25 protein-coding genes are annotated in these 23,837 nt (G+C 61.1%); 17 read left to right on the plus strand and 8 right to left on the minus strand.

The features are described 5' to 3' along the window. Nucleotides 1–5: 5 nt before the first annotated feature. Complete coding sequence (locus ACR0AO_RS09580) at nt 6–1,745, minus strand: heparinase II/III family protein (RefSeq protein WP_480602871.1); 1,740 nt, start codon at nt 1,743–1,745, stop codon at nt 6–8. A gap of 85 nt (nt 1,746–1,830) precedes the next feature. Further along, a complete protein-coding gene (locus tag ACR0AO_RS09585; protein WP_480602872.1) occupies nt 1,831–3,090 on the minus strand; it encodes an RsmB/NOP family class I SAM-dependent RNA methyltransferase in 1,260 nt (419 codons plus the stop codon). Between the two features lie 92 nt (nt 3,091–3,182). Here ACR0AO_RS09585 and ACR0AO_RS09590 point away from each other — a divergent pair, with 92 nt between their 5' ends. After that, a complete protein-coding gene (locus ACR0AO_RS09590) occupies nt 3,183–3,365 on the plus strand; it encodes a DUF1674 domain-containing protein (protein WP_480602873.1) in 183 nt (60 codons plus the stop codon). 6 nt (nt 3,366–3,371) lie between these two features. On the opposite strand, the gene ACR0AO_RS09595 is transcribed toward ACR0AO_RS09590, so the two are convergent. Next, a complete protein-coding gene (locus ACR0AO_RS09595; protein ID WP_480602875.1) occupies nt 3,372–4,217 on the minus strand; it encodes a hypothetical protein in 846 nt (281 codons plus the stop codon). An 87-nt stretch (nt 4,218–4,304) separates the two neighbouring features. Next, nucleotides 4,305–5,165: a LysR family transcriptional regulator gene (locus ACR0AO_RS09600; protein WP_480602878.1), complete on the minus strand. Its 861-nt coding sequence runs from the start codon at nt 5,163–5,165 to the stop codon at nt 4,305–4,307. A gap of 98 nt (nt 5,166–5,263) precedes the next feature. Between ACR0AO_RS09600 and tmpA the strand changes: the two genes are divergently transcribed. From tmpA to ACR0AO_RS09615, 3 genes are read left to right on the plus strand one after another with little or no spacing between them, the layout of a single operon-like run. Beyond that, nucleotides 5,264–6,400: a 2-trimethylaminoethylphosphonate dioxygenase gene (tmpA, locus tag ACR0AO_RS09605; protein WP_480602880.1), complete on the plus strand. Its 1,137-nt coding sequence runs from the start codon at nt 5,264–5,266 to the stop codon at nt 6,398–6,400. Next, nucleotides 6,397–6,987: a (R)-1-hydroxy-2-trimethylaminoethylphosphonate oxygenase gene (gene tmpB / locus ACR0AO_RS09610; protein ID WP_480602882.1), complete on the plus strand. Its 591-nt coding sequence runs from the start codon at nt 6,397–6,399 to the stop codon at nt 6,985–6,987. The genes tmpA and tmpB overlap by 4 nt, the downstream gene beginning before the upstream one ends. Beyond that, nucleotides 6,984–7,652, plus strand: a complete 669-nt coding sequence (locus ACR0AO_RS09615; RefSeq protein WP_480602884.1) for an ureidoglycolate lyase — start codon at nt 6,984–6,986, stop codon at nt 7,650–7,652. Before tmpB ends, ACR0AO_RS09615 begins: the two co-directional genes overlap by 4 nt. On the opposite strand, the gene ACR0AO_RS09620 is transcribed toward ACR0AO_RS09615, so the two are convergent. Together ACR0AO_RS09620 and dapB are read right to left on the minus strand one after the other, a co-directional pair. After that, nucleotides 7,639–8,322 (minus strand): DUF2306 domain-containing protein, encoded by a 684-nt coding sequence (locus ACR0AO_RS09620; RefSeq protein WP_480602885.1) that lies wholly within the window; start codon nt 8,320–8,322, stop codon nt 7,639–7,641. The two genes, ACR0AO_RS09615 and ACR0AO_RS09620, sit on opposite strands and share 14 nt — an antisense overlap. 57 nt (nt 8,323–8,379) lie before the next feature. After that, a complete protein-coding gene (dapB, locus tag ACR0AO_RS09625) occupies nt 8,380–9,189 on the minus strand; it encodes a 4-hydroxy-tetrahydrodipicolinate reductase (RefSeq protein WP_480602886.1) in 810 nt (269 codons plus the stop codon). Between the two features lie 91 nt (nt 9,190–9,280). On the opposite strand from dapB, the gene rbfA reads away from it, so the two are divergent. The 8 genes from rbfA (at nt 9,281) to ACR0AO_RS09665 (ending at nt 16,046) form a co-directional block, all read left to right on the plus strand. Next, nucleotides 9,281–9,676: a 30S ribosome-binding factor RbfA gene (gene rbfA, locus ACR0AO_RS09630; protein WP_170735813.1), complete on the plus strand. Its 396-nt coding sequence runs from the start codon at nt 9,281–9,283 to the stop codon at nt 9,674–9,676. Continuing rightward, entirely contained in the window at nt 9,673–10,410 is a 738-nt protein-coding gene (locus ACR0AO_RS09635) for a phosphodiester glycosidase family protein (RefSeq protein ID WP_480602888.1), read from the plus strand. Before rbfA ends, ACR0AO_RS09635 begins: the two co-directional genes overlap by 4 nt. Before the next feature lie 60 nt (nt 10,411–10,470). Next, complete coding sequence (gene truB, locus ACR0AO_RS09640; protein ID WP_480602889.1) at nt 10,471–11,382, plus strand: tRNA pseudouridine(55) synthase TruB; 912 nt, start codon at nt 10,471–10,473, stop codon at nt 11,380–11,382. A gap of 140 nt (nt 11,383–11,522) precedes the next feature. Beyond that, entirely contained in the window at nt 11,523–12,083 is a 561-nt protein-coding gene (locus ACR0AO_RS09645; protein ID WP_480602890.1) for a hypothetical protein, read from the plus strand. Nucleotides 12,084–12,186: 103 nt separating this feature from the next. After that, the gene (locus tag ACR0AO_RS09650) at nt 12,187–12,696 is read left to right on the plus strand and encodes a DUF1643 domain-containing protein (protein WP_480602891.1); all 510 of its coding nucleotides are present in this window, start codon (nt 12,187–12,189) and stop codon (nt 12,694–12,696) included. Between the two features lie 96 nt (nt 12,697–12,792). Beyond that, complete coding sequence (locus ACR0AO_RS09655; protein ID WP_480602893.1) at nt 12,793–13,809, plus strand: calcium-binding protein; 1,017 nt, start codon at nt 12,793–12,795, stop codon at nt 13,807–13,809. 144 nt (nt 13,810–13,953) lie between these two features. Then, the gene (gene rpsO / locus ACR0AO_RS09660; RefSeq protein WP_480603168.1) at nt 13,954–14,223 is read left to right on the plus strand and encodes a 30S ribosomal protein S15; all 270 of its coding nucleotides are present in this window, start codon (nt 13,954–13,956) and stop codon (nt 14,221–14,223) included. Between the two features lie 152 nt (nt 14,224–14,375). Next, nucleotides 14,376–16,046 (plus strand): hypothetical protein, encoded by a 1,671-nt coding sequence (locus ACR0AO_RS09665; RefSeq protein WP_480602894.1) that lies wholly within the window; start codon nt 14,376–14,378, stop codon nt 16,044–16,046. An 89-nt stretch (nt 16,047–16,135) separates the two neighbouring features. Here ACR0AO_RS09665 and ACR0AO_RS09670 read toward each other — a convergent pair whose 3' ends face one another. Further along, nucleotides 16,136–16,648: a fasciclin domain-containing protein gene (locus tag ACR0AO_RS09670; RefSeq protein WP_480602896.1), complete on the minus strand. Its 513-nt coding sequence runs from the start codon at nt 16,646–16,648 to the stop codon at nt 16,136–16,138. A 172-nt stretch (nt 16,649–16,820) separates the two neighbouring features. Here ACR0AO_RS09670 and ACR0AO_RS09675 point away from each other — a divergent pair, with 172 nt between their 5' ends. From ACR0AO_RS09675 to ACR0AO_RS09690, 4 genes are all read left to right on the plus strand, one after another. Continuing rightward, nucleotides 16,821–17,411 carry a helix-turn-helix domain-containing protein gene (locus ACR0AO_RS09675; RefSeq protein WP_480602897.1) on the plus strand — a complete coding sequence of 197 codons (591 nt, stop codon included), beginning with the start codon at nt 16,821–16,823 and terminating at the stop codon, nt 17,409–17,411. A gap of 212 nt (nt 17,412–17,623) precedes the next feature. Beyond that, nucleotides 17,624–19,774 (plus strand): polyribonucleotide nucleotidyltransferase, encoded by a 2,151-nt coding sequence (gene pnp / locus ACR0AO_RS09680; RefSeq protein ID WP_480602898.1) that lies wholly within the window; start codon nt 17,624–17,626, stop codon nt 19,772–19,774. A 183-nt stretch (nt 19,775–19,957) separates the two neighbouring features. Then, complete coding sequence (locus ACR0AO_RS09685) at nt 19,958–20,647, plus strand: outer membrane protein (RefSeq protein WP_480602900.1); 690 nt, start codon at nt 19,958–19,960, stop codon at nt 20,645–20,647. Between the two features lie 68 nt (nt 20,648–20,715). Further along, nucleotides 20,716–21,432 carry a glycosyltransferase family 25 protein gene (locus tag ACR0AO_RS09690; protein WP_480602902.1) on the plus strand — a complete coding sequence of 239 codons (717 nt, stop codon included), beginning with the start codon at nt 20,716–20,718 and terminating at the stop codon, nt 21,430–21,432. Here the strand turns inward: ACR0AO_RS09690 and ACR0AO_RS09695 are convergent. Continuing rightward, the gene (locus ACR0AO_RS09695) at nt 21,429–22,082 is read right to left on the minus strand and encodes a peroxiredoxin (protein ID WP_480602903.1); all 654 of its coding nucleotides are present in this window, start codon (nt 22,080–22,082) and stop codon (nt 21,429–21,431) included. The genes ACR0AO_RS09690 and ACR0AO_RS09695 overlap by 4 nt on opposite strands. 244 nt (nt 22,083–22,326) lie before the next feature. On the opposite strand from ACR0AO_RS09695, the gene ACR0AO_RS09700 reads away from it, so the two are divergent. Next, the gene (locus ACR0AO_RS09700) at nt 22,327–23,766 is read left to right on the plus strand and encodes an aldehyde dehydrogenase family protein (RefSeq protein WP_480602904.1); all 1,440 of its coding nucleotides are present in this window, start codon (nt 22,327–22,329) and stop codon (nt 23,764–23,766) included. Nucleotides 23,767–23,837 lie beyond the last annotated feature (71 nt).

Here is a 23,837-nt window from a genome sequence, read left to right on the forward strand (position 1 = left end):
GCGGATCAGTCGAATTCGGGTTCGTCCCGGTTTACGTCGCGAACGGCAACAGCAGTGTCGTGCGCCTTGCTCAGCGACCACCGGATGCGTGTCGCATACTCCATTGCGCGCCCGGATAGAACGATCTGTTTTGTCGCGCGTGGCTTCAGGCGGCCTTTTTCAAGATAAACGCTTGGTTTCAGTGACAATTCGCAGGGCGAGTCGTGGCGGAAAATCCAGATTTCCCCGCTTCTGAGTGCCATCGACACCGCCGCGCCGCCCAGATCCAGCGCCGCATCGATGTCGGGATGCAGATGAAAGCGGGTATCGAATCCGATACCTTTCAGCCCCGATGCGTCCACCGCGCCGTCGAGCCTGCGCTTGGCGGCATCGCCCAAGGCAAGCAACAGATCCTCGCCTGCCAGCTCACGGCCATCAAAGGTAAGGTCCAGCGTTCGTGCATGAGTAAGTCCAAACGCCTTGATATAGCCGTCATGCGCGCCTTGAAAGCGGACGCCGCCATGGGTTTCCTCGATCTCTACGGGTACATTCGCGGGGCCATCCACCAAGGCTTCGAATTCGGTGCTCCTTTGCAATCCGGTCAGGCGCGCGCTGGAAAATCCGTCCAGGCAAATTGTCGAATGGGAGGGCGTTGCCCGGCCCGCGCGGCGCCACTCCATCCCGAAACTTTCCCCCGAGCCGCAATTGACGATCAGGGGCCGCCGCCCCGAGGTCAGTTCAAACGCCAGGGTCGAGGCGTGGCCGTTGTAAGATGCCTGCTTTGTGGGCGGTGAACTTGCATCGACCACGACGCTGGTTCGGCCGGCGGACAGCCGGGCATATCCCATGACCAGACCAACCGGATGCTGCGGCTTGACCCCGCTTTGCGCCAGCGCGTGGTCAAGCCGCCCTTCCAGTCCGCGACCGCCGCCGTGAAACCGGGCCAGCCCGCCATCGGTGTGGCGCAGGCTGCGCAGGGTCGGCGCAATTCGCCTGATCGCCGCCGTGTGCGCCGATGGTGTACCGCGGCCAACGTCATGCAGCGCCGCCGCGGTCCAGGTCAGCAGCGTGAACACTTCCAGCAGCTCTTCGGCATTGCGCGTCGGAATACCGCCGGACCCGTCGATTTGCACTTCGCATTCCTTGCCCAGCGCCATGATGGCGGGATCGGCCATGGCCTCAAGCCCTTCCAGGGCCAGACTGGCATGGATCAGACCGCAGAGCGCCTCGAAACGCGGCAGGCCCGGCGTCGTGCGGTGCCAGCGTTTCGACAGATACCACGTTTGCTGGGCCAGCGACCGCAGAAATGCCTCGTTCCGGGCATTGTCCATGCCGCGCAGCAGGAAATCCGAATGATTGATCCAGCGGATCAAGCGTCTGCCCGTCAGATCCGGCGCCCATCCCGAACCGAATCCCCGACCGTGCGTCCCGATCCAGCCCCATAGCCAAAACTGCGCCTTTTCGCGCGCCTTCGGGTCACCGACCGCCGCCAGATCGTCTAGCCAGGCGAATCCGTGCCGCTCGGCATCGAAGGCGGCATTTGGCGCCTCGACCTCCCACAATCCGCTGTCCCGGGATTCAACGAGATAACCTGCGAACAGCAGATTGCCCGCCACCAGTTGTCGCCCGCGCGCATAAGACCCGACGGTGCGAGGTTCGGGCCGGGACACGAACCCGCCGGCCGATTTGCGCCGCTGGCTGAGACGCGCATAGAGACGGTTCTGAAACCGCACCCATCTGGTTGAAAATGTATCCGGACCGGACATCTCGTTAACCTGCCTCTTACGCTCTGTGGGCGTTTGAGGCGAAGATAGCCGGTGATCGGTGCCAAGTCACCGAAAAGAGTCCGCCTCAGCCCGCTTTGCGCAGGCTCGCGATATAGAAACCGTCCATCCCGCCCCGGTCCGGCCAATAGTCTGGGCGCAGGCGCAGGCCGCCTTCTTCGGTCACCCAGCCGGGATCGATTCCCGGCAGTTTCAGCGCATCCCGGTCCACTGTCATATCCGGAAACAGCTCAAGCGCCTCTTCGATCTGTACCTCGCCTTCGTCCGGCAACAGCGAACAGGTGCAATAGACCATCCGGCCGCCCTGCCGCACCATCCCCCAGGCATGCGCCAGCATTTGCATCTGCAACTCGATCAATGCGCCAAATTCCGAACCGTCCTTGGCGTAGGGAAGGTCTGGATGCCGCCGGATTGTGCCGGTCGCGGAACAGGGCGCGTCAAGCAGGACCGCATCGTAAGTACCCGAGTGTTCCAGCGCGTCGCCCGTAATCAGCTCGGCCTTCAATCCCGTTCGTTTCAGGTTTTGTCGTACCCGCGCCATCCGCGTTTCGGAGATATCCAGCGCCGTGACACTGGCCCCGGCGGCGGCCAGTTGCATCGTCTTGCCGCCGGGCGCCGCGCACAGATCCAGCACGCGCTCGCCAGCGCCCGGAGCCAGCACCCTGACCGGCAATGCCGCCGCCGCGTCCTGAACCCACCAGTCGCCATCGACAAAGCCGGGCAGGGCGGACACCTGACGGGTATCGTGCAGGCGCACCGAACCGGTGGGCAGGCTATCGCCCTTTGGCCCTGCGGCCCCCGGTTTCATGGTCAGATCCAGCGGAGCGCCCGCGAAATGGGCGCGCTCCATCCCGGTCACGGCCTCTTGGCCCCAGGCATCCACAAGCGGTTCGCGCAGCCATCCGGGCATGCGCGGCACACGCATGCGTGGCCACGCGTCCGGCCCCTCCGCCGCGATCTTGCGCAGAACCGCATTGACCAGCCCCTTGAGACGCCCATGCTTTCGGTTGCGCCCGACGATCTCGACCATCGCGTTCACGACGCCATGCGCCGCCTCGCCCTGACACAGTTCGACCGTTCCCAGACGCAGGGCATTCCTGACCGTCAGCGCCGGAGTTTTCTGCAAGTGACCGCTCAGCAACCGGTCGGCGCGTTCCAGACCGCGCAGGGTTTCCAGTGTCAGCCGCTGCGCCCGCGCCCGGTCTTCGGGTTGCAACCGGTCCAAAGCGCCTGCGGCCAGACATTCGGACAGCAACCGGCCTTCGCCCAATATCTGGTCCAGCAGATAGATCGCGCTGCGCCGCGCCGAAGTTGCGCTGTCTGCCATGAGTGCCGCCTTTTGCCTGTGACTTCCGCCCGCATTGCCATGGACGGACGTGGGCGTATATCAGGGCCACGGACGAAAAGGAACCCGAAGACATGAGCGATGACCGCAAAGAGCTCCCTGCCGCCGCGCTGCGTGCCCTGGCCGAGGCCGAGGAGCGCCGCAAAAAGGCCGCCGCCGAGGCCCGGGAAATGCCCAAGGAACTGGGCGGTCGTGACGGACCCGACCCGGCACGCTACGGCGATTGGGAGAAGAAGGGCATCGCGATCGACTTCTGATCAAGCTCAGTTCCACTCACGCGGGATCTGCGCGCAATCGACTTGCGACGATCGGGGGAATTCGGCGCCATCCATCACCGCTCGCATTCCGCAATAAACTGACTTGCACGCATTTTCCCTGTCGCGGATTCTGACCCCCTGGTCAGGTGTTACCTCAAGCTCGACGCGACATAGCAGCCCGCCAGTCAACTGTTCCCGATAGTACCAGCCAGTTGATGTCGGGCTCAGCGCCCCGCTAATCCCGCAGGAATGACCGGTTGCTCCAAAGATTATGAGGTCGAAAATTCCCGCGCCTGTGCCGTCAAGCTCGATCCTCAGCGTCGCGCCGTCCTGGACATAGCAATACCCGGTAAACACGGGAGGCGCCGCGTTTCCGGTTGTGGCGCACGGTATTTCTGACAAGCGCCATCCCTGACCGGAAATATCATCGATCCGCCACAGGCCATCGACCGGGATAAACTCGTAACTCACGATTGCCGGCTTCCCGAAGTTCCGGAACCGCGCATGCACGATGTGGCGAGCGCCGTCGTTTACGGAGTCGATATGCAGGGTCCGCAGAATCTCTGCCGCGTCGTAGTCCTGCCCTGATACGTCCACCCCGAACCCGATACAGGGCGGCTGATGATTGGCGTCACGCCTCTCGTTCTCGGCAAAAAGGCGGGCAAGACGATCGGTAAAGAACTGGTGCCGCCTCTCTGGGGCGGTCAGGTAAGGCACACCCTGAAGACCCGGCTGCGACAGCGACACATAGATCCATTGAACAAGCTCTTGCGGGCCTTGGGCCGCCAGTTTTGCGGCGGGAAGGGCAGACATCAGGATGACCACCAGAACTCGGAACACAACTGCAGGCATCGGAAATCTCCTGCGTGCAGGATACCGCAATTCGGGAGCGCCTCAAAATCAGTCCGATTTGTGCGGAGCCGGTGCAGGCACGGTATTTCATTTGTCCTGACGAAGCAGTTCCAGAAAGCCGTTCACCAGCGCCCGCTGTCGCCGGGATTGAAACCGTCCTTCGGGCCATGTCAGCCAGTACCCGTCGCGGGTTTGTATCGCGGGCAGGCCAAGCGGGCGCAACCGGCCCGCCTCACATGCCTTTTGCGCCAGAGCGATAGATCCCAGAACTACGCCAAGCCCCTGTTCCGCCGCCGTCAGCGCATGCCCCATCGAATCGACGCTGAGCAGCGCGGGCGGTACGTCCGGCTGACCGGTGTTGCGCCCCCATTCGCGCCAGCCGGGGCGTTCGCCTCGCAACTCGATCACGGGTGCCCCCCAATCCGTTCCCGGGGCCGCCAAGGGGGTCAAAACCTCTTGAGCGATCAGTTGCGCCTCGCGTCCCGGCCAAATACCGCGACCGGAGCGGACCTGCAGCCAGGTCCGCGCCTCGTCCAGTTCCGATCTCAGCGCAAGGGACTCGGTGACCAACCGCACCTCGGGGTACTTCACGTGAAAATCGGCGCATCTCGCCACCACCAGAGCATTGATGTGAGAACTCATGCCCGCGACGCGGAGTTCGCTTGGGGATTTGCCGAACAGGTCCTCGGTATTGCGTTCCAGCGCGGTCAGGCTTTCCTGTACCAGCGGCAGATAGCTTTCGCCTTCGACCGTCAGCGATACGCCGCGCGCCTCGCGCACGAACAATGACCGGCCCAGCCAGGCCTCGAGATTTCCGATGCGCTGGCTGACAGCGGCCTGCGTCAGTCCAAATTCGCGGGCGGCGGCTGAAAATCCACCCAGGCGGCCCGCCGCCTCGAACACCCGCAGCCAATCCAGCGGTGGTAGGCCGCGCTTTCTTTCACCCATAAGATTTTCCGACCCTCAGCCGAAATAAGGATTAATTGTCGTAATGCCACAGTGGAGGTATTTCCTCAAGTATAGCCGCGCCGAACAGGAGACACCCAATGCTGCGCACCGCCACCCACAACACATCTGTTGTCACGCTGGATTTCGCCGATGGCACCCGCGCCCGTTTTCACGCCATCTGGCTGCGCGACAATGCGCTTGATCCGGATACCCGCGCGCCCGGCAATGGCCAGCGCCTGATCACCATTGGCGACATTCCGGCAGATATCTCGGTCAGCGCCACCGAAGTGGTGAACGGCGACCTGTCGATCACCTTCCAGCCCGAGGGCAAGACCGTGACCTTTCCCGCCGATTGGCTGGCCGGGCATGTCTATGACCGCGATCAGGCCGCTGAATTCGGGCGCATCGCTCCCGGCATCACCACATGGGAACGCGGCATCGACGCGCCTGGCGCGGACTGGACACAGGTTCACGCCAACTCCGCCACCAAGCGCGACTGGCTGGCCGCCGTGGCCGAATACGGCTTTGCCAAACTGACGGGCGGCCCGACCGCGCCGGAATCGCTGCTGAAAGTAGCCGACCTGTTCGGCTATGTGCGCGAGACCAACTATGGCCCCTATTTCGAGGTCCGGACCGAGGTGAACCCCACCAACCTCGCCTATACCGGGCTGGGTTTGCAGGCTCATACCGACAACCCCTATCGCGATCCGGTGCCGACGCTGCAAATTCTTTATTGCCTTGAGAACAGCGCCGAGGGCGGCGATTCCATCGTGGTGGACGGCTTCCGCGCCGCCGAACGTCTGCGCGAGCAGAACCCCGAAGGTTTTGCACTGCTGGCTGGTTACCCGGCGCGGTTCGAATACAAGGGCGCGGACGGGGTCTGCCTGCGGTCGCGTCGCCCGATGATCGAACTGTCGCCGGATGGCGAACTGATCGGCATCCGCTTCAACAACCGCTCGTCGGCACCGTTCGTGGACGTGCCTTTCGACAGGATGGAGGCCTATTACGCCGCCTATCGCCAGTTGGGCGAGATCATCGACGACCCGGCGATGGGCGTGTCGTTCAAGCTGGAACCGGGCGAAAGCTTCATTGTCGACAACACCCGCGTCTTGCACGCGCGTCTGGGCTATTCCGGTGCCGGGTCGCGCTGGTTGCAGGGCTGCTACGCCGACAAGGATGGCTTGCTGTCGACGCTGGCGGCAATGCAGATGGCACAACCGGAGGCGGCGGAATGAAACCCGATTTCTCGACTCTGACCCGCGACAATATCGTGGCCTTCATCGGTGATATCTTCGCCCGCCGCGGCGGCGAAGAATATCTGGGCGAACCCGTCACCATGGCCCAGCACATGCTGCAGGGGGCAACGATTGCCGAACAGAACGGTATGCCTGAGGAAATCATCGTCGGCGCGCTGCTGCATGATATCGGCCATTTCACATCCGAATTTGGCACCTATCATCCCGATGATACCGAGGATCGCCATCACGAGGACGCAGGCGCAGAAGTGCTGGAGCAGTTCTTCCCTTCGGTCATCACCGATTGCTGCCGCTATCATGTGGCGGCGAAACGCTATCTCTGCGCTACCAAGCCCGAGTATTTCAATCGCCTGTCTGCAGCCTCCGTTCACACGCTGGAACTGCAGGGTGGCCCGATGAACGGCGAAGAAGTCGCCGCGTTCGAGGCCAACCCGAACCTGAGAGAGATCATTCAGGTCCGCTATCTGGACGAGGCGGGCAAGCGCGCTGACATGGAAACCCCCGACTTTGCACATTTTGCGCCGATGGTGCAGCGCATGGTCGACAAGCACATGGAGGCCGCATGAACGCCCCTGAATATATCTTTGAAGCAAGTACAAAGCCCTCGCTGCCCTGGCACGAGGTTCCACTGATCCGCGCGACGGATGAAAGCGTCAAGGGGTATGGCTGTCTGGTCGATGATCCCGAAAGCTTTGAAATCGAGATCACCCGTTGGCCACAACAAGGCTGGCGGCCCATCGACGAAGGCACCGGCGACGAAGGCGGCTGGGTCGAGGGCACCTTTCGCGGCGAATGGCAGGGCGATGTGCTTTATGGTGAGAACGAGGCGGTTAATGGCCACTATGTTCTGGGCTGGTCGACCGACCCGCAGCAGGCGCAAACCGCTCGGCAATCAGCGCCGCGTGATCAGGTGCTCTTGTGGCACATGAACTACCACCCCGATGGCGGGCAGATGTTCTGGCCGCTGGACAACAAGCCCTTCATCATCCCCGCCGCCCTGCCCGGCGACAATCTGACCCCGGACAAGGTGGTGGCGTTCTGGTGCGACGGCTCGCGCGGCCTGTATATCCATCCCGGCATCTGGCACGAGGGGATTTTCCCGGTTGAGGACAAGCAGCGTTTCCTCGACCGACAAGGCCGCGTTCATGCGCGGGTCAGCGCCGATATCGGCAAAGAGTTCGGCGTCTACCTTGCCTGTCCCTTGCGCGCGGACAAGATCAGGGACTTGTGATCAACGCCCCGCGATGGGCAAAGCGCCGCCTTGAAATCCAAATCTGCACCGCCAGCAGGTAGGGAAGAAAAAAGGCGAAATTCTGTATCTGATCGAACGGGCCCGAGAAATCGGGCTCGGACCCCAGCCCTCCGGTCAGCAGATACCACAGCGTATAGTGCAGCCGGTACAGCCACGACCCCAGCGCCAGCCAGAACAGCCGCAGTCCCCAGGCCCAATGCCCCTCGCGGTTGCCGGACAGGGCCATCCTTGCCAGCATCAGCGCGGCGGTAAACAGGCACAGGCCATAGAGGAAAAAGGCGGCGGACATGACCGGTCCGCCGATGGTGCCGCGCAGGGGAATATAGGTCATCCCCGCAAGGCCCGTGATCAGCGCCAGCGCGATCAGCACCGCCCCGAGAGCACGGTGAAAACGGTTATATTTCAGCCGCAGCACCCTGAGAAGTTGCAGCGGCACCAGGATCACCAGTACCGACCCGGCCAGAATATGAAGCAGCATGGCGAAATTCGCCACCGGGCGCTCATCGGCAAACAGATAGCTTTGGCCAGCGGCGTCCGCGGACAATCCGACCCCGAGCATTCCGAACCCATGTACCACAAATGGCAACAGCGTCAGATAGAACAGCGACAACAGAAGAATTGCCGCTATGCCCGACCATGATCTCAACATGTCCCGACCTTAGGCCAGATCCAGCGCCGGGTCACTGGCGCGGCGGCCATGGGTACATCACAGACCCAGCACATCCACCATGTCATATTGGCCGGGCGACCTGCCCAGCCCCCACAGCGCCGCTTTCAGCGCACCGCGCGCAAAGATCCTGCGGTCGGTGGCCAGATGGCGCAACACGATACGCTCACCCGGGGCGGCAAATAGCACGTCATGCTCGCCCACGATGTCGCCACCACGCACCGCATGAAACCCGATATCGCCCCGCTTACGCGCCCCGGTGATCCCGTCGCGTCCCCGGTCCGAGACCTCGGACAGGTTGACCCCCCGCCCTTCGGCAGCGGCTTCGCCCAGCATCAGCGCGGTGCCCGAAGGCGCATCGACCTTGTGATGGTGGTGGCCCTCGATGATCTCGATATCGAAATCCTCGTCCAATGCGGCCGCGACCTTTTTGGTCAGTTGCACCAGCAGGTTTACGCCAAGGCTCATATTGCCCGCCCGCACGATCACCGCATGGCGCGCGGCCGGCTCAAGCGCCGCGATCTGCTCGTCGCTCATGCCGGTGGTGCCGATCACATGCACGCAGCGCGCCTGTGCCGCCAATGCGGCGAATTCCAGTGTCGCCTCGGGCGCGGTGAAATCAATCACGGCCTGCGCCTGCGCGAAGGCTTCCAGTGGGTCGCTTGTCACTTTGACGCCCAGCGCCTGACCGCCCATTGCCTCACCCACATCGCGACCGATCCAGTCATGCCCCTTGCGCTCGACCACACCGACCAGGCGCGCCTGATCGCTGTCAGACACGGTCTTGATCAGCATCTGCCCCATACGGCCCGAAGCCCCTGTGATAACGATCCCCGGAATATGGGTCATTGTACCTATCCTTTTGCGTTGGTCGGCTCAAAGCCTCCTAACCGGTTCGCGCCCGCTTGGCAAAGCCCAGCTTTGGGCTTAGATCGGAGACATGGCAAAGAACAAATTCCACGATGGCCCCGGCCCGTCCCAACGGCAATTGCGTGTCGGCGAACTGATCCGCCGCACCCTGTCCGAGGTTCTGGCACGCGGAGATGTCCACGACCCCGACCTGAACCGTATGTCGATCACTGTTGGAGAGGTCCGTACCTCGCCCGATCTGAAGATCGCCACCGCCTATGTGCTGCCGCTGGGCGGCAAAGGGCAGGAGGACGTGATCGAACTGCTGGCCCGCAACAAGAGCGAGCTGCGGCGGATGGTTGGCAAGAAGGTGGGCCTGAAATTCTCGCCCGACCTGCGGTTCCGTCTGGATGACACGTTTGACCGTCTGGACGACACCCGCCGCATGTTCGAACAGGACGCGGTGCGCCGCGATCTGGACGAGTGATCCGCACACTGGCCACTTTGGGCGCGGTCTTCTGGGCCGCGCAAGCCTCTGCGGTCACGTGCGAAAGGCTGACCCATGAGGATAAGCGGTACACCGTTTGCCAAGTGGACGCCGCCAACGAAGAGCTGCGCCTTTTTCTGAATGATGAAAACGGCGATCTGCTGGGGCATTTTTCCTCGGTGAACGAGGCGCTTGAAACCGGTGGAAAGCGTCTGGCATTTGCGATGAACGCGGGCATGTACCACGATGACCGTTCGCCCGTTGGCCACTATGTGGAAAAGGGCGAAGAGATCATGCGCGTGATCCCGAACCCCGGCCCCGGCAACTTCGGCCTGTTGCCCAATGGGGTGTTCTGCATTCGCGACGGCCGCGCCGATGTGTTCGAGACGCTGGATTATGTCGATCAGGCCCCGGACTGCCGCTTTGCCACACAAAGCGGCCCGATGTTGGTGATCGACGGCGCGCTGCACCCGCGGTTCCTGCCCGATTCGACCTCGCGCTATATCCGCAATGGGGTGGGTACCAGTGACAATGGCACGCGTGCGGTGTTCGCGATTTCCGAGGATTACGTTACCTTCCACGAGTTCGGCAGCCTGTTTCGCGATGTGCTGAACACGCCGAATGCGTTATTCTTCGACGGCAATATCTCTCGCATGTATGATCGCGCAAGCAATCGGTCCGATGTCGGGTTTTCGCTGGGGCCGATCGTCGGCGTGGTCGAAGATGCACCCTGAAATTGACAGGGGCAGAGTGATCCGCTAACTCGCGCGCCTCGGCAAAAGGCAAGGTGCAAGATGGGACGCAAACGCAAGGGTCGCGACATTTCCGGTTGGCTGGTGGTGGACAAGCCCGCAGGTCTGACCTCGACCGCTGTGGTCAACAAGGTGCGTTGGGCGATGGACGCCAAAAAGGCGGGCCACGCGGGCACGCTGGACCCCGAGGCAACAGGTGTTCTGGCCGTGGCTTTGGGCGAGGCGACCAAGACCGTTCCCTATATTACCGATGCATTGAAAGCCTACACCTTCACCGTGCGTCTGGGTCAGGCCACCAACACCGACGATGCCGAGGGCGAAGTGATTGCACAAAGCGACGCGCGCCCGTCGGATGAGGATATCAAACAGGCGCTGGCGCTCTTTCTGGGTGAGATCATGCAGGTGCCGCCCAAGTTTTCGGCCGTGAAGATCGACGGCCAGCGCGCCTATAATCTGGCCCGCGATGGCGAGGATGTGGAACTGGCCGCCCGGCCACTGTGGGTCGAGGAACTGGTTCTGGTCGACCGGCCCGACGAAGATCACGTCGTGCTGGAAATGACCTGCGGCAAGGGCGGGTACGTCCGCTCCGTCGCCCGCGATCTGGGCGCGGCGCTGGGCTGCCACGGCCATGTCAAGGAACTCCGCCGCATCTGGTCGGGTCCGTTCGAGGCCGAAGACGGGCTGAGCATCGAACAGATCGACGAGATGGCCAAAACCCCCGCGCTGGACGACTACCTGCACCCGCTGGAAACCGGCCTGTCGGACCTGCCCGAGCTGAAATGTACCCCTGAAGGTGCCGCGCGCCTGCGCAACGGCAATCCGGGTATGGTGCTGGCATCTGACGTTGAGTATGGCGACGAGGCCTGGGCTTCGCTGGACGGCAAGGCCGTGGCTGTCGGTATCTACAAATCCGGCGAATTGCAGCCCAGCCGGGTCTTCGTTCAGCCGGTCTGATAGAACGAGAGCAAACGCCCACAAGTAAATCGGACATTGCACCACCGCATTCGGGAACCAGGCTGTATCAGGTAAATTGGACGAAAAGCCTGAAATTTGATGTGATCAGCATTATCGCTTGAACTTTTCGGAGTGTGGCTATGTTGAGTTTCTCGAGTGACAAGTTGATAAGAGCAATTGCTGTTGCACTTACGGCGGCCTTTTTTTCCGTTCCGGCGGCACACGCAATTACATTGCAGTACCAAATCGAAATCGACGGTGCGATTGGCACATTTGAAGCGCCGGATACCGGTGGTCTTCTTTCGAGTTTTGAGATTACCATTGATGGCGTCACCTTTGACACTCTTGGCGTCGGAAACGCTGCGCCTGTATATGATGCGGTGGCCAATGACATCCGCGGGAATCCGGGTACGGAAGGGTTTATATCGAATTCCATGGCCGGTGGAGGTTGTCTGGCAACGGAGTGCATCCTGTCGTTGGAGGACTCGGGAAATCCGGGAGTCGAACCGCCTCTTTTTGCAATCTTCCCCCTAGTCGGCGGATTTCCAGGTACTGTAACTAATTCTGGCGAGTACTCAATATCGCAGGAACCGCCGATGAGCCCCATTCCGCTTCCTGCACCGTTCGCTTTGCTGGCCGCGGCGCTTATACTCTTTTTTGCACTTGGCAGGAGGGCGCGGCGTCCCCAGCTATGTCAATGAGTTGATCCGGTCAAACTGACCAGAAATTTACGCAGAATCGGCATATAGGTTTTTCTGGACATAGTCGTTGGCCCTGCTTGATCGGGCGTGATAGGTCAGCGGTATGATCACCCGTTCCCATACCAAGGGCGACGCGCCCTCGACCGCCATCTATTCCGATTGCGAGAACTATCGCTATAGCCTGACCCGCATCTGGGACCCGGACGGGCGCAGGGCGCTGTTCGTGATGCTGAACCCCTCGACCGCGACCGAGGTGCAGAACGACCCAACCGTCGAGCGATGCGAACGCCGTGCGCGGGCATTGGGGTTCGGCGCGTTTCAGGTGACCAACATATTTGCCTGGCGCGACACTGATCCGCGCAAGATGCGCGCCGCCACCGATCCGGTGGGGCCTGCGAATGATGACGCCATTCTGGACGGAGTGAAATGGGCCGATCAGGTCATTGCCGCCTGGGGCACCCATGGCGCCCATCTGAAGCGGGGACCCGAAGTGGAACGGCTGTTGCGCGGCTCTGGTCAACCGCTGTTTCATCTCGGGCTGACCAAGGCGGGGCACCCGAAACATCCGCTGTATATCGCATATACCCAGCAACCCGAGCGGTGGCTCGTGTAGACGGCTCGTTAACCAGGTGTTCAGTTCGGCTTTGACCGAACCCGCTGAAAGATGGGATGTTTCCCTGGCTGGGCGCAAGTTGTGCGGAGGGCGGGTATGTTCTGGATTGCTGGGTTGCTGGGCGTGGCTGCCGCCGGTGGCGCCGCTTACCTCATTGGTGGCGACACATCGGATGAGGATGAAGATCCGGACGTCCAGAGCGAAGACAGCTGCGAAGAGCAGGAAACAATGGGCGATCTTTTGGTGATCGGGGAATTGCCCGAGAATACGGACCGCCCGAGTGCCGTTGCCGACAATTCGATTGTCAGCGATTTCGAGGGCAATCTCGTCATCGCGGGGCATGATGGCAACGACCTCCTCGGTGGCGGCGGGGGCAATGATCAGATCAACGGCTATTCCGGTCATGACGATATCCGGGGCGGCGCGGGCAATGATACGTTGCACGGTTCCGGCGGAGACGATTCCGTTTGGGGTGAAGACGGGCACGATGAAATCCATGGCGAATATGGGGATGATCATCTGTTTGGGGGGGGCGGAAACGACTCGCTCTACGGAGATTTCGGTGCCGACCGGATCGCGGGCGGCGACGGGCAGGACACATTGACAGGGGGGCAGGGTGATGACGACCTGTCCGGCGATGCGGGCGACGATGCGTTGCATGGGTGGGACGGGAACGACCGTCTGTCGGGCGGTGCCGGCTCGGACACGCTGTTTGGCGGCGACGGGCACGACACGCTGTCCGGGCGCGACGTAGAAGGGGCAGAGGTCGACTATCTCAATGGCGGGTCCGGCGAGGATTCCGTTCTGGCCGGTGAGGGGGATATCGTGACTTTGGGCGCGGATGCGGACACCATCATTGTCAGCGCGCAGGCGGCCGAAGATGTCGTGACCGTGATGGATTTTGAGCCGGGCGAAGACCGGTTGCTGGTGACCTGGGATCAGGACGAACCGCCCGAAATTGAGATCAGGCCGGACGAGGAGAACGCGCAGCTGACCCATGTTCTGGTTGCCGGGCATGAGATCGCCGCGCTTTATGGCGACGGCGCCATCACGGATTCCGACATCCAGCTGATACGCGAAGGCGATCTGGCGCAATACGGATTTGACGCTTAGACGGGCAAAATCCTTTTGCCATCTGCTGAAAATGCGCTTATACGCGCGCATCCGCTCTGGAATCAGGGCGGTTTTCTCCATGGGCCTGTGCTGGACGACATCCCGGCCTGCGCCATTCACTCTAACCTTTTAAAGGAGACCCCGATGTCGATTACTGCCGTTGAAAAAGCACGCGTCATGAAAGAATTCGCAACCAAGGAAGGCGACACTGGCTCGCCGGAAGTTCAGGTTGCCATCCTGACCTCGCGTATCAACACCCTGACCGAGCACTTCAAGACCCACAAGAAAGACAACCATGGTCGTCGTGGTCTGCTCAAGATGGTTGCCCAGCGCCGCAAGCTGCTGGACTACCTGAAGGGCAAAGAAGAGGCCCGCTATCAGGACCTCATCAAACGCCTGGGCATCCGCCGCTAAGCGCGTTTTGTACGGTTCGTACAGGATTTGAAACCGGCATTGTCCGGTTTGTACGCCCGCCGTTTTGGCGGGCGTTTTCGTTCGCGAGTGCTGCGGCTGATGACAACCCGAACCGGTTTGGTCTAGATTCCGGTCAAGGGGAGGGGCCAGAGATGCGACGCAGGCTCGCCGCCATTCTGACTGCGGACGTGGTCGGATATTCCGGCATGATGGAGGCGGATCAGGCCGCCACCATCGCCCATGTGCGCCAGCTTTACGAACAATGTCTGGAGCCTTCGGTCTCTACTCATGGCGGGATGATCCTGAAGCGCATGGGAGATGGTTGGATCGTCGGTTTCGACGCCGCAACCCATGCGGTGGAATGTGCCCGCGTGTTGCAGAACCAACTTGGCCAGAACTCCGCGATCAAAATCCGTGCCGCCATCCACATTGGCGAATATGTCGATGATGGCGAGGACCTGTATGGCACCTGCCTGAACATAGCGGCTCGTCTGCAATCCGAGGCACCGCCGGGTGGGTTCATGATCTCGGAGGAAACCAGGCGGCAACTCGACAGGGCTTTGGTGGCCGAGTTTTCCGAAGCGGGAACGTTCGAACTCAAGAATATTTCGTATCCGGTGCAGGCACACCAATGGCGGCCAAAATTTCGTCGGTCGGACAATCGCGATGAAATCCCTGTCATCGGCGTGGAGCGTACCCGCGTTTCCCCGGAAAGCGCGGAGTTGCGGGAACTGGCCGACGAGTTCCACGAACAGATGATCTACCGCCTGTCCCGGCGCACCGGAATCCAGGTGTCATCCGCCACAAAGGGTGCCAACCCAGCGCCAACCTATCGTTTCCAAAGCCGGTTGAGTCTGCGCAACTCGGCGCAATTGGTGGCCTCGATGGTCCGGGTCCGGACCGGACAGGTATTCTGGTCGAACCGATTTGAGGACAGGCCTGACCGCCTGTATGAACTGGTTACCCAAGCGGCTCAGGTCTGTGACGAGGATTTGCGCACCGAGATCAACGCTCGCGATGCCGAACGGTTGACGGATCTGCCGGATGATGCACTGAATCCGTCCGAACTGCGTGCGCGCGCGGCACAGAATTTCTATCGCGGGACCATCAAAGGCTATCTCAAGGCGATCGAGGTGCTGGATCGCTGCCTGTCCCTGTCACCCAGCGATCCGATGGCGCAGGCCATGTGGTCTCATGCCCGGCTGCGCCTGATCCGGTGCGGTGCGCAGCCGCCTGAGCCGGAAATATTGGAGCGGATGGTGCAACTGTCCAACATCGCGATTGAGAACGCTCCGCGCAGCGACTTTGTCTGCAAGGTGCGATCCGAGGTGATGATCAACGTTCTTAGCGATTTTGCGGGCGCGCGGCGAAACAACGCCCGTATTATGGCGCTGAACCCCGACTATCACCTGCGGTTCGAGGTGGAGGCCGAACTGGCGCTGGCGGAGGGGAATTATGCCGCTGTCGAGGAGGTACTGGTCCCGTATTTCCGCAGTTTCAAAAGCGACATGGATCGGCCCTATATCTGCTTTCTGGCAGCGCTTGCCGCAATGCTGGACGGGCGGTTCGAAACCGCATTGGAGCATATCGACACCTCGATTGAACTCCGCTCGACCTGCCGCATTTTCCTGGCGCTCAAAGCCGAGATTTTTCGCCGTGCGGGACGATCGGATGCCGCCGGGAAGATGGTCCCACGCATCGCGGAGTTGGGGCATCACCCCGACATTCTGGCCGTGACACCGATCCTACCCGAGGAAGACCGCGAGATCCTGGACCGTCTGGCCATGGCACCTCTGATTGCGGATCGGACTGCAGGCGGGTGACAGGGCCGTGGCCCGCCAATTGGCGGGCGGTCATTGTGTTCGCGACCCATGTTTCGCACTCGGGTCGGCCGTGACGAGGGGCTGAGCCCCTAGCCGCAGCTCGGGCGTGTACCGGGCAGCAACACCTTGTCGACAACATGGATGACTCCGTTGTCGGCCATAATGTCGGCCGCGATGACATTGGCCACCGAGCCGGTGCCGTCCGCAATCGTGACCCCGTTGGAACCGGCCGTAATACACAGGCGTTCGCTGGCGAGGACCGGCTTGAAATAAGTGGAACCCGCCGGGATCATTCCGGCAGTAAGCTTTCGGTCATCGACGTGGTACAGCAGGACGTTGACCAGTTTCGCCTTGTTCTCGGGTTTCAGCAGCGTCTCGACCGTCCCTTCGGGCAATGCGGCAAATGCTGCATCCGTGGGGGCGTAAACCGTGAACGGCCCCTTGCCTTTCAGCGTGTCCACCAACCCTGCGGCTTCGAGAGCTGCGGTGAGCGTGGAGAATTGTCCCGCCTCTACCGCGGTATCGACGATGTTGTTGGCATTTGCCGTGGTCGCGGCCAGTGCAAGGGCGGCTGCGGGAAGAAGCTTAAAGAGATGTGTCATTTCCAAGTCCTTTCGGGAAAGAGTTGAACGCGCCCGCGTTTATGCGGTTGCTGACTTTTGCTAAATATGCAAAAGTTTTGCATCAACCGAAATTTTGGCAAATTCACTCTTTTTTAAACCAGGGTGAAATTTGCGAAAAAAAGTTGCATATGATGCAAACGGGAGGCCGGAAATGCTGTCGGAAACGCTGAGCAAAGGGCTGGAAGCCTACGGGATCGGAGCCGCGATTCGCAATCTTCGGACCGAAAAGGACATAGGCCTGGAACAGTTGGGACAGCACACGGGGCTGTCGGCCAGCATGCTGTCACGGATCGAGCGGAACCAGATCTTTCCGACGCTGCCGACATTGCTGCGGATTGCCATGGTGTTCGGGGTCGGGCTCGAACATTTTTTCATGACGCCAAAGGACCAGCCTGCCCTTGCGGTCGTGCGCAGGGCAGATCGGCTGAAACTGCCGAACACGACCGAAGGGCGCCCGCAGTTTCATTTCGAAAGCCTGGATTTTCCCGTTCCCGACCGCGCGGTTGAAAGCTATCTGGCCGAGTTCTCGGGCAACAGGGCCACCGATCCGCACAGCCATCGCGGCGTCGAGATGATCTATGTCATCTGCGGACATCTGGAAGTGCGCGTCGCTGAACGTACCCATTGCCTTGAAGAGGGCGATTCAATGTATTTCGATGCCTCACCCGAGCACAGTTATCGGCGGGTGGGGGCGTCCAAATGTGTGGCGATTGTCGTTGTCCGGGCCGAAGTAGGCACCTGAAGCCGATGCAAAGGCGGTAAACCGATCAGCCGGGATCACTTTCGCACCAACCCTTCCCTTCCTCCCCAATCTCATGTATGCGCCCAACATCTGAGACGTTGTGCCCTGACCCCGGCACTCAGACGAAAGCTAAAATGGGGTCGGCGGCAATGGGGCCGCCATGCAAACGGGAGACCCGCAGGGGCGGGAGTGCTCCCATCTAGGATACGCATATGTTTGATGTAACAAAGAAATCTATGCAGTGGGGCGAAGAGACGCTGACACTGGAAACCGGCAAGGTTGCCCGTCAGGCCGACGGCAGCGTGATTGCCACGCTGGGTGAAACCAGCGTCATGGCAAACGTGACCTTTGCACGGGCGCAAAAACCGGGTCAGGACTTTTTCCCGCTGACCGTCCACTATCAGGAAAAATACTATGCCGCCGGTAAGGTTCCGGGTGGCTTCTTCAAGCGCGAGGCGCGCCCGACCGAGAAAGAGACGCTGACCGCGCGTCTGATCGACCGTCCGATCCGCCCGCTGTTCGTTGACGGTTTCAAGAACGAAGTTCTGGTGATGTGCACGGTGCTGAGCCACGATCTGGTCAACGATCCCGACATCGTAGCGATGATTGCCGCCTCGGCTGCGCTGACCATTTCCGGCGCACCGTTCATGGGCCCGATCGCCGGTGCCCGTGTTGGTTTCGTGGATGGCGAATATGTCCTGAACCCGACCGTGGACGATATGCAGGACCTGCGCCTGAACCCCGAACAGCGTCTGGATCTGGTCGTGGCTGGCACCAAGAACGCCGTGATGATGGTGGAATCGGAGGCCTATGAGCTGTCCGAGGCGGAAATGCTGGGCGCGGTAAACTTCGCACATGAGCAGATTCAGCCGGTGATCGACCTGATTATCTCGCTGGCAGAAGAAGCTGCCAAAGAGCCGTTCGACTTCCAGGCACCGGATTACTCCGAACTGTCCGCTGCCGTTAAGGCCGCCGGTGAAGAGCAGATGCGCGCCGCCTTCGCGATCACCGACAAGCAGGAGCGCACTGCCGCTGTTGCCGCTGCCCGTGAAGCGATCAAGGAAGCACTGACCGAAGAACAGCTGGAAGACGGCAACCTCGGTTCCGCAATGAAAAAGCTGGAAGCCGGCATTCTGCGCGGCGACGTTGTCAAAGGCGGCAAGCGGATCGACGGTCGGTCTACCACCGATATCCGTTCCATCGTGGCCGAGACCTCGATGCTGCCCCGGACGCACGGTTCCGCCCTGTTTACCCGTGGTGAAACCCAGGCACTGGCTGTGACCACGCTGGGCACCGGTGATGACGAACAGTTCATCGACGCGCTGCATGGCAACTTCAAATCGAATTTCCTGCTGCACTACAACTTCCCTCCGTATTCGGTTGGTGAAGTTGGCCGCGTGGGTGGCCCGGGCCGTCGTGAGATCGGCCACGGCAAGCTGGCATGGCGCGCCCTGCAGGCGGTTCTGCCTGCGGCGACCGACTTCCCCTACACGATCCGCATCGTGTCGGAGATCACCGAATCCAACGGCTCGTCCTCGATGGCGTCTGTCTGCGGCGGCTCGCTGTCGATGATGGATGCAGGCGTTCCGCTGAAAGCACCGGTTGCCGGTGTGGCCATGGGTCTGATCCTGGAAGATGACGGCGACTATGCCATCCTGTCGGACATTCTGGGTGACGAAGACCACCTGGGCGACATGGACTTCAAGGTGGCTGGTACCGAAAATGGCATCACCTCGCTGCAGATGGACATCAAGGTTGCGGGCATCACGCCCGAAATCATGGAGAAGGCCCTGGCGCAAGCCAAGGACGGCCGGATGCATATCCTGGGTGAGATGGGCAAAGCCCTGTCCGAGACCAACGAATTCTCGGTCCACGCCCCGCGCATCGAGACCATGAACATCCCGACCGACAAGATCCGCGAAGTGATCGGCTCGGGCGGCAAGGTCATCCGCGAGATCGTCGAGGTTTCGGGCGCCAAGGTCGACATCAACGACGACGGCGTCATCAAGATCGCCTCGCCCAACGGCGATTCGATCAAGAAGGCCTATGACATGATCTATTCGATCGTGGCCGAGCCGGAAGAAGGTCAGATCTACACCGGTAAAGTGGTCAAGATCGTCGACTTCGGCGCCTTCGTGAACTTCTTCGGCAAGCGCGACGGTCTGGTCCACGTGTCCCAGATCGAAAACCGCCGCCTGAACCATCCGTCGGATGTTCTGAAGGAAGGTCAGGAAGTGAAGGTCAAGCTGCTGGGCTTTGACGATCGTGGCAAGGTGCGCCTGTCGATGAAGATCGTCGATCAGGAAACTGGCGAAGAAGTCGTGCCCGAGAAAAAAGAAAAGAAAGAGGAAAGCGCGGAATAAACCGCCCCTCGGACTGATCTGCAGGACCCCGGCAATTGCCGGGGTCTTTTTCGTTTCGGATGCACGCTCACGCCTATCAAAGCAGCCGTGACGGTATGTGATCCGGCCAGTTCTTTTCTTTGGGTTCCGCGTCACCAGATGTGTTTTGCACACCGCACAATCCGGAACAGAGGATCCCCAGACATGACTTTCCGCCCACTTTCTGCCGCCGCTTTGTTGGCGCTGTCGGCCACCGCCTTGTCGGCCCAAAGCCTTCCCGAAGGCACGTATTTCCAGGGCTACGCCGGCTTCAGCCAGTTGCAGGACACCGATTTTTCGGGTGTGATCGGCGGCTCGGCTCAGAGCGTCGACACCGATTTCGACACCGGCTATGGCCTGGGCGTCGCGATTGGCCGGGAAATTCCGCAATGGTCGAACGGGAATATCGGCACCCGGATCGAATTGGAACTGTCCTATCGCGACAATGACGTGGACGGGGTCAATTTCTCGGGCAACGGTCCGGGCGCCGAAGGCAACGTGTCGGGCGACGTGACCCAGACATCGCTGTTTGCCAACGTGCTGTTCGATTTCAAGCGGAGCGGCCAACTGACCCCCTATGCAGGGTTCGGCATCGGTGCGACCTATTCGGATATCGATATCGTCTATGGCCCCGGTGTCGCGATCGACGGTGATGACACGAATTTCGCGGCGCAACTGATCGCGGGTGTCGCTTATGACCTGAACGACGCCACCGCCCTGACGCTCGATGCGCGGTATTCGCGCGCTTTTGACGTCTCAAGCCCGCGTCTGGCGCCAAACGGCGTTTCGACCGGAACGGTTGAGGACGATCTGGACACGTTCAGCGTCAATTTCGGTGTGCGTTTCAATTTCTGATCCCCTGGTGGAAGCCACCGTCCCGGTTTCGCTTCCACAGCATGCCCTCGTGTTCTATGCACGGGGGCATGCGATCTTTTGTCATTCATATGTCTTCCAGCACGGCGCGGCGGCCAAATGCCGAACGGCTGTGCGCGGACTTGCCCGGCGCCGAGTTGTTCGAGGCGGTCAATGGCCGCGACCCCGCGCAGATCTCCGAGGTCGAATTGCATAATGGCGACCTCTATCGCCCCCGCTATCCGTTCGCCTTGCGCCCGACCGAGATCGGGGTGTTCGAAAGCCACCGGCGGGTGTGGCGCAAGCTGGTCGAAGAAGACATCGATCTGGCGATCATCACCGAGGACGATCTGCAGGTCGATCCTGACAGGTTCGCGGAAGCGCTGGATTTGCTGCGGGACCATGCAACGCCGGATCACTATATCCGTCTGCCGGTGAAACAGCGCGAGGTTCCCGCGCAGGTGCTGGAAGAACGGGGCGACCTGAAGCTGATCCTGCCCAAAATTATCGCCCTGCAATGCGTATGCCAGATGGTCGGGAAAAATGCCGCGAAACGGCTGCTGGCGGCGACCGGGCGCATCGACCGGCCGGTGGACACGTTCCTGCAGATGCACTGGATCACCGGCCAGCCGATTCACGCCCTGCTGGGCACAGGCAACCGTGAGGTCGCCGGCCAGATCGGCGGATCGACGATCCAGAAAAAAACCCGCCCCGGCGAAAAGCTGGGACGGGAAATCAGGCGCGGCTGGTACCGGATGCAGTTGCACCGGTATCCGCAGAAACCCTAGCCGGGCAGTTTCGTGGTGCGCAGATAGGGGAAATGGGTGGTGAATTCACCGTATTTCGCCTTGGCGTCCTCGTTGCTGACCGCGACGGGAATGACCACGTCGTCGCCCGGGATCCAGTTCGCCGGGGTTGCCACGTTTTCGCGGGCGGCGGTCTGCAACCCGTCCAGCGCGCGCAGCACCTCGGCAAAGTTTCGGCCCACATTCATCGGATAGGTCATCGACAGTTTCAGCGTCTTGTCGGGCGCGATGATGAAGACAACGCGCACGGTCTGGCTGTCCATCGGTGTCGGGTTCTCCGGCAGGTAATAGTCGGCGGGCAGCATGTCGAAGGCCTTGGACACCGCCAGACCCTTGTCGGCGATGATCGGAAAACCCGGGCTGGCCTTGCCATAGGCTTCGATATCGCCCTTCCACTTTTTGTGATCCTCGGCGCTGTCCACCGAGATGCCGATCACCTTGGTATTGCGTTTTTCCCATTCGTCCGCCAGCTGCGCCACGACCGAGAACTCGGTGGTGCAGACGGGGGTGAAATCCTTGGGATGCGAGAACAAAATCGCCCAGCTGTCGCCGATCCAGTCATGAAACTGAATGGTTCCCTGATCGGATTCCGCGGTGAAATCGGGAACTGTATCGTTGATGCGCAAACCCATGGCTCATATCCTTTCGTTGAGATTTCGAGTCGGTTGGTGCCAAACCAGTCACTGGGGAGTGAGGTTACAATATACGCCGCAAAGAGCCATGGGAAATCCGGAGAGTCCAAAGCAAATTTTTGCGCGTCGAAAAAATTTGATCAAATTTTCCAATACCCCTCTTGCCCGACCGGCAAGGCAATGACAGAGTGGCCGGGAAATTCGACCGCGCGGTCGAAATCTTGCCGGATCAGGAGGGAGAGCCATGATCGAGAAACGCGACTTTTACATTAACGGGAACTGGGTGGCCCCGGCCGTTGCCAATGATTTTCAGGTGATCGATCCCTCGACGGAAGAGCCCTGCGCAGTGATCTCGCTGGGCTCGGAGGCGGATACCAACGCCGCCGTCGCCGCTGCCAGGGCGGCGCTCCCGGGGTGGATGGCAACTCCGGTCGAAGAGCGGATTGCGCTCGTCGAGAAACTTATCGAAATCTACCAGACCCGCGGAGAAGATCTGGCACAGGCCATGTCTTTGGAGATGGGTGCGCCCATCGACATGTCGCGCAGTCAGCAGGTGGGTGCGGGCACATGGCATCTGAAGAACTTCATCCGCGCCGCCAAGGCGTTCCGGTTCGAACGCCCGCTTGGCGATCATGCGCCCAACGACCGGATCATCTATGAGGCGGTGGGCGTCGCGGCGCTGATCACGCCGTGGAATTGGCCGATGAATCAGGTCACGCTCAAGGTTGGCGCGGCCGCCATCGCAGGCTGCACGATGGTACTGAAGCCATCCGAACAAAGTCCGCTGAACGCGATGATCTTTGCTGAAATGATGGACGAGGCAGGCTTTCCGCCGGGTGTGTTCAACCTGGTGAACGGCGATGGTGCGGGCGTCGGCTCGCAACTGTCGGCGCATCCCGATATCGACATGGTCAGCTTTACCGGGTCGACCCGGGCGGGCACGGCGATTTCCAAGGCTGCCGCCGATACGCTCAAGAAGGTTCATCTGGAACTGGGTGGCAAGGGCGCGAATGTGGTCTTTGCCGATGCCGATGAAAAGGCGATCAAGCGCGGCGTTTTGCACATGATGAACAACACCGGCCAAAGCTGCAACGCGCCCAGCCGGATGCTGGTGCAGCGCCCGATCTATGATCAGGCGGTGGAAACGGCGGCGGAAGTCGCGGGCAAGGTCACGGTCGGGAGCGCGCTGGAGGAAGGCCGCCATATCGGCCCGGTGGTGAACGAGGTGCAGTGGACCAAGATTCAGGACCTGATCCAGAAGGGCATCGACGAAGGCGCGCGGCTGGTGGCGGGCGGCACCGGGCGGCCCGAGGGGCTGAACAAAGGCTATTACGTGCGCCCCACCGTCTTTGCCGACGCCAACAACCAGATGACCATCGCGCGCGAGGAAATCTTTGGCCCGGTTCTGACCATGATCCCCTTTGACACCGAGGAAGAGGCCGTCGAGATCGCCAACGACACGCCTTACGGCTTGACCAACTATGTCCAGACACAGGACGCAGGCCGTGCCAACCGCATGGCACGGCGGCTGCGCTCGGGCATGGTCGAGATGAACGGCCAGTCCCGCGCTGCCGGCTCTCCGTTCGGGGGCATGAAACAGTCCGGCAACGGACGCGAGGGCGGCGTCTGGGGCCTTGAGGATTTTCTGGAGGTCAAGGCCGTCGGCGGCTGGGCGGCGGAATAGGCCGAAGGAAAAACCCGAAACATCGCAAGGCGTTGCCATGCGCCTTGCGAACACCCACGATATCGGCGCGC

The sequence above is a fragment of the Ruegeria sp. AF8 genome, assembly GCF_056541825.1.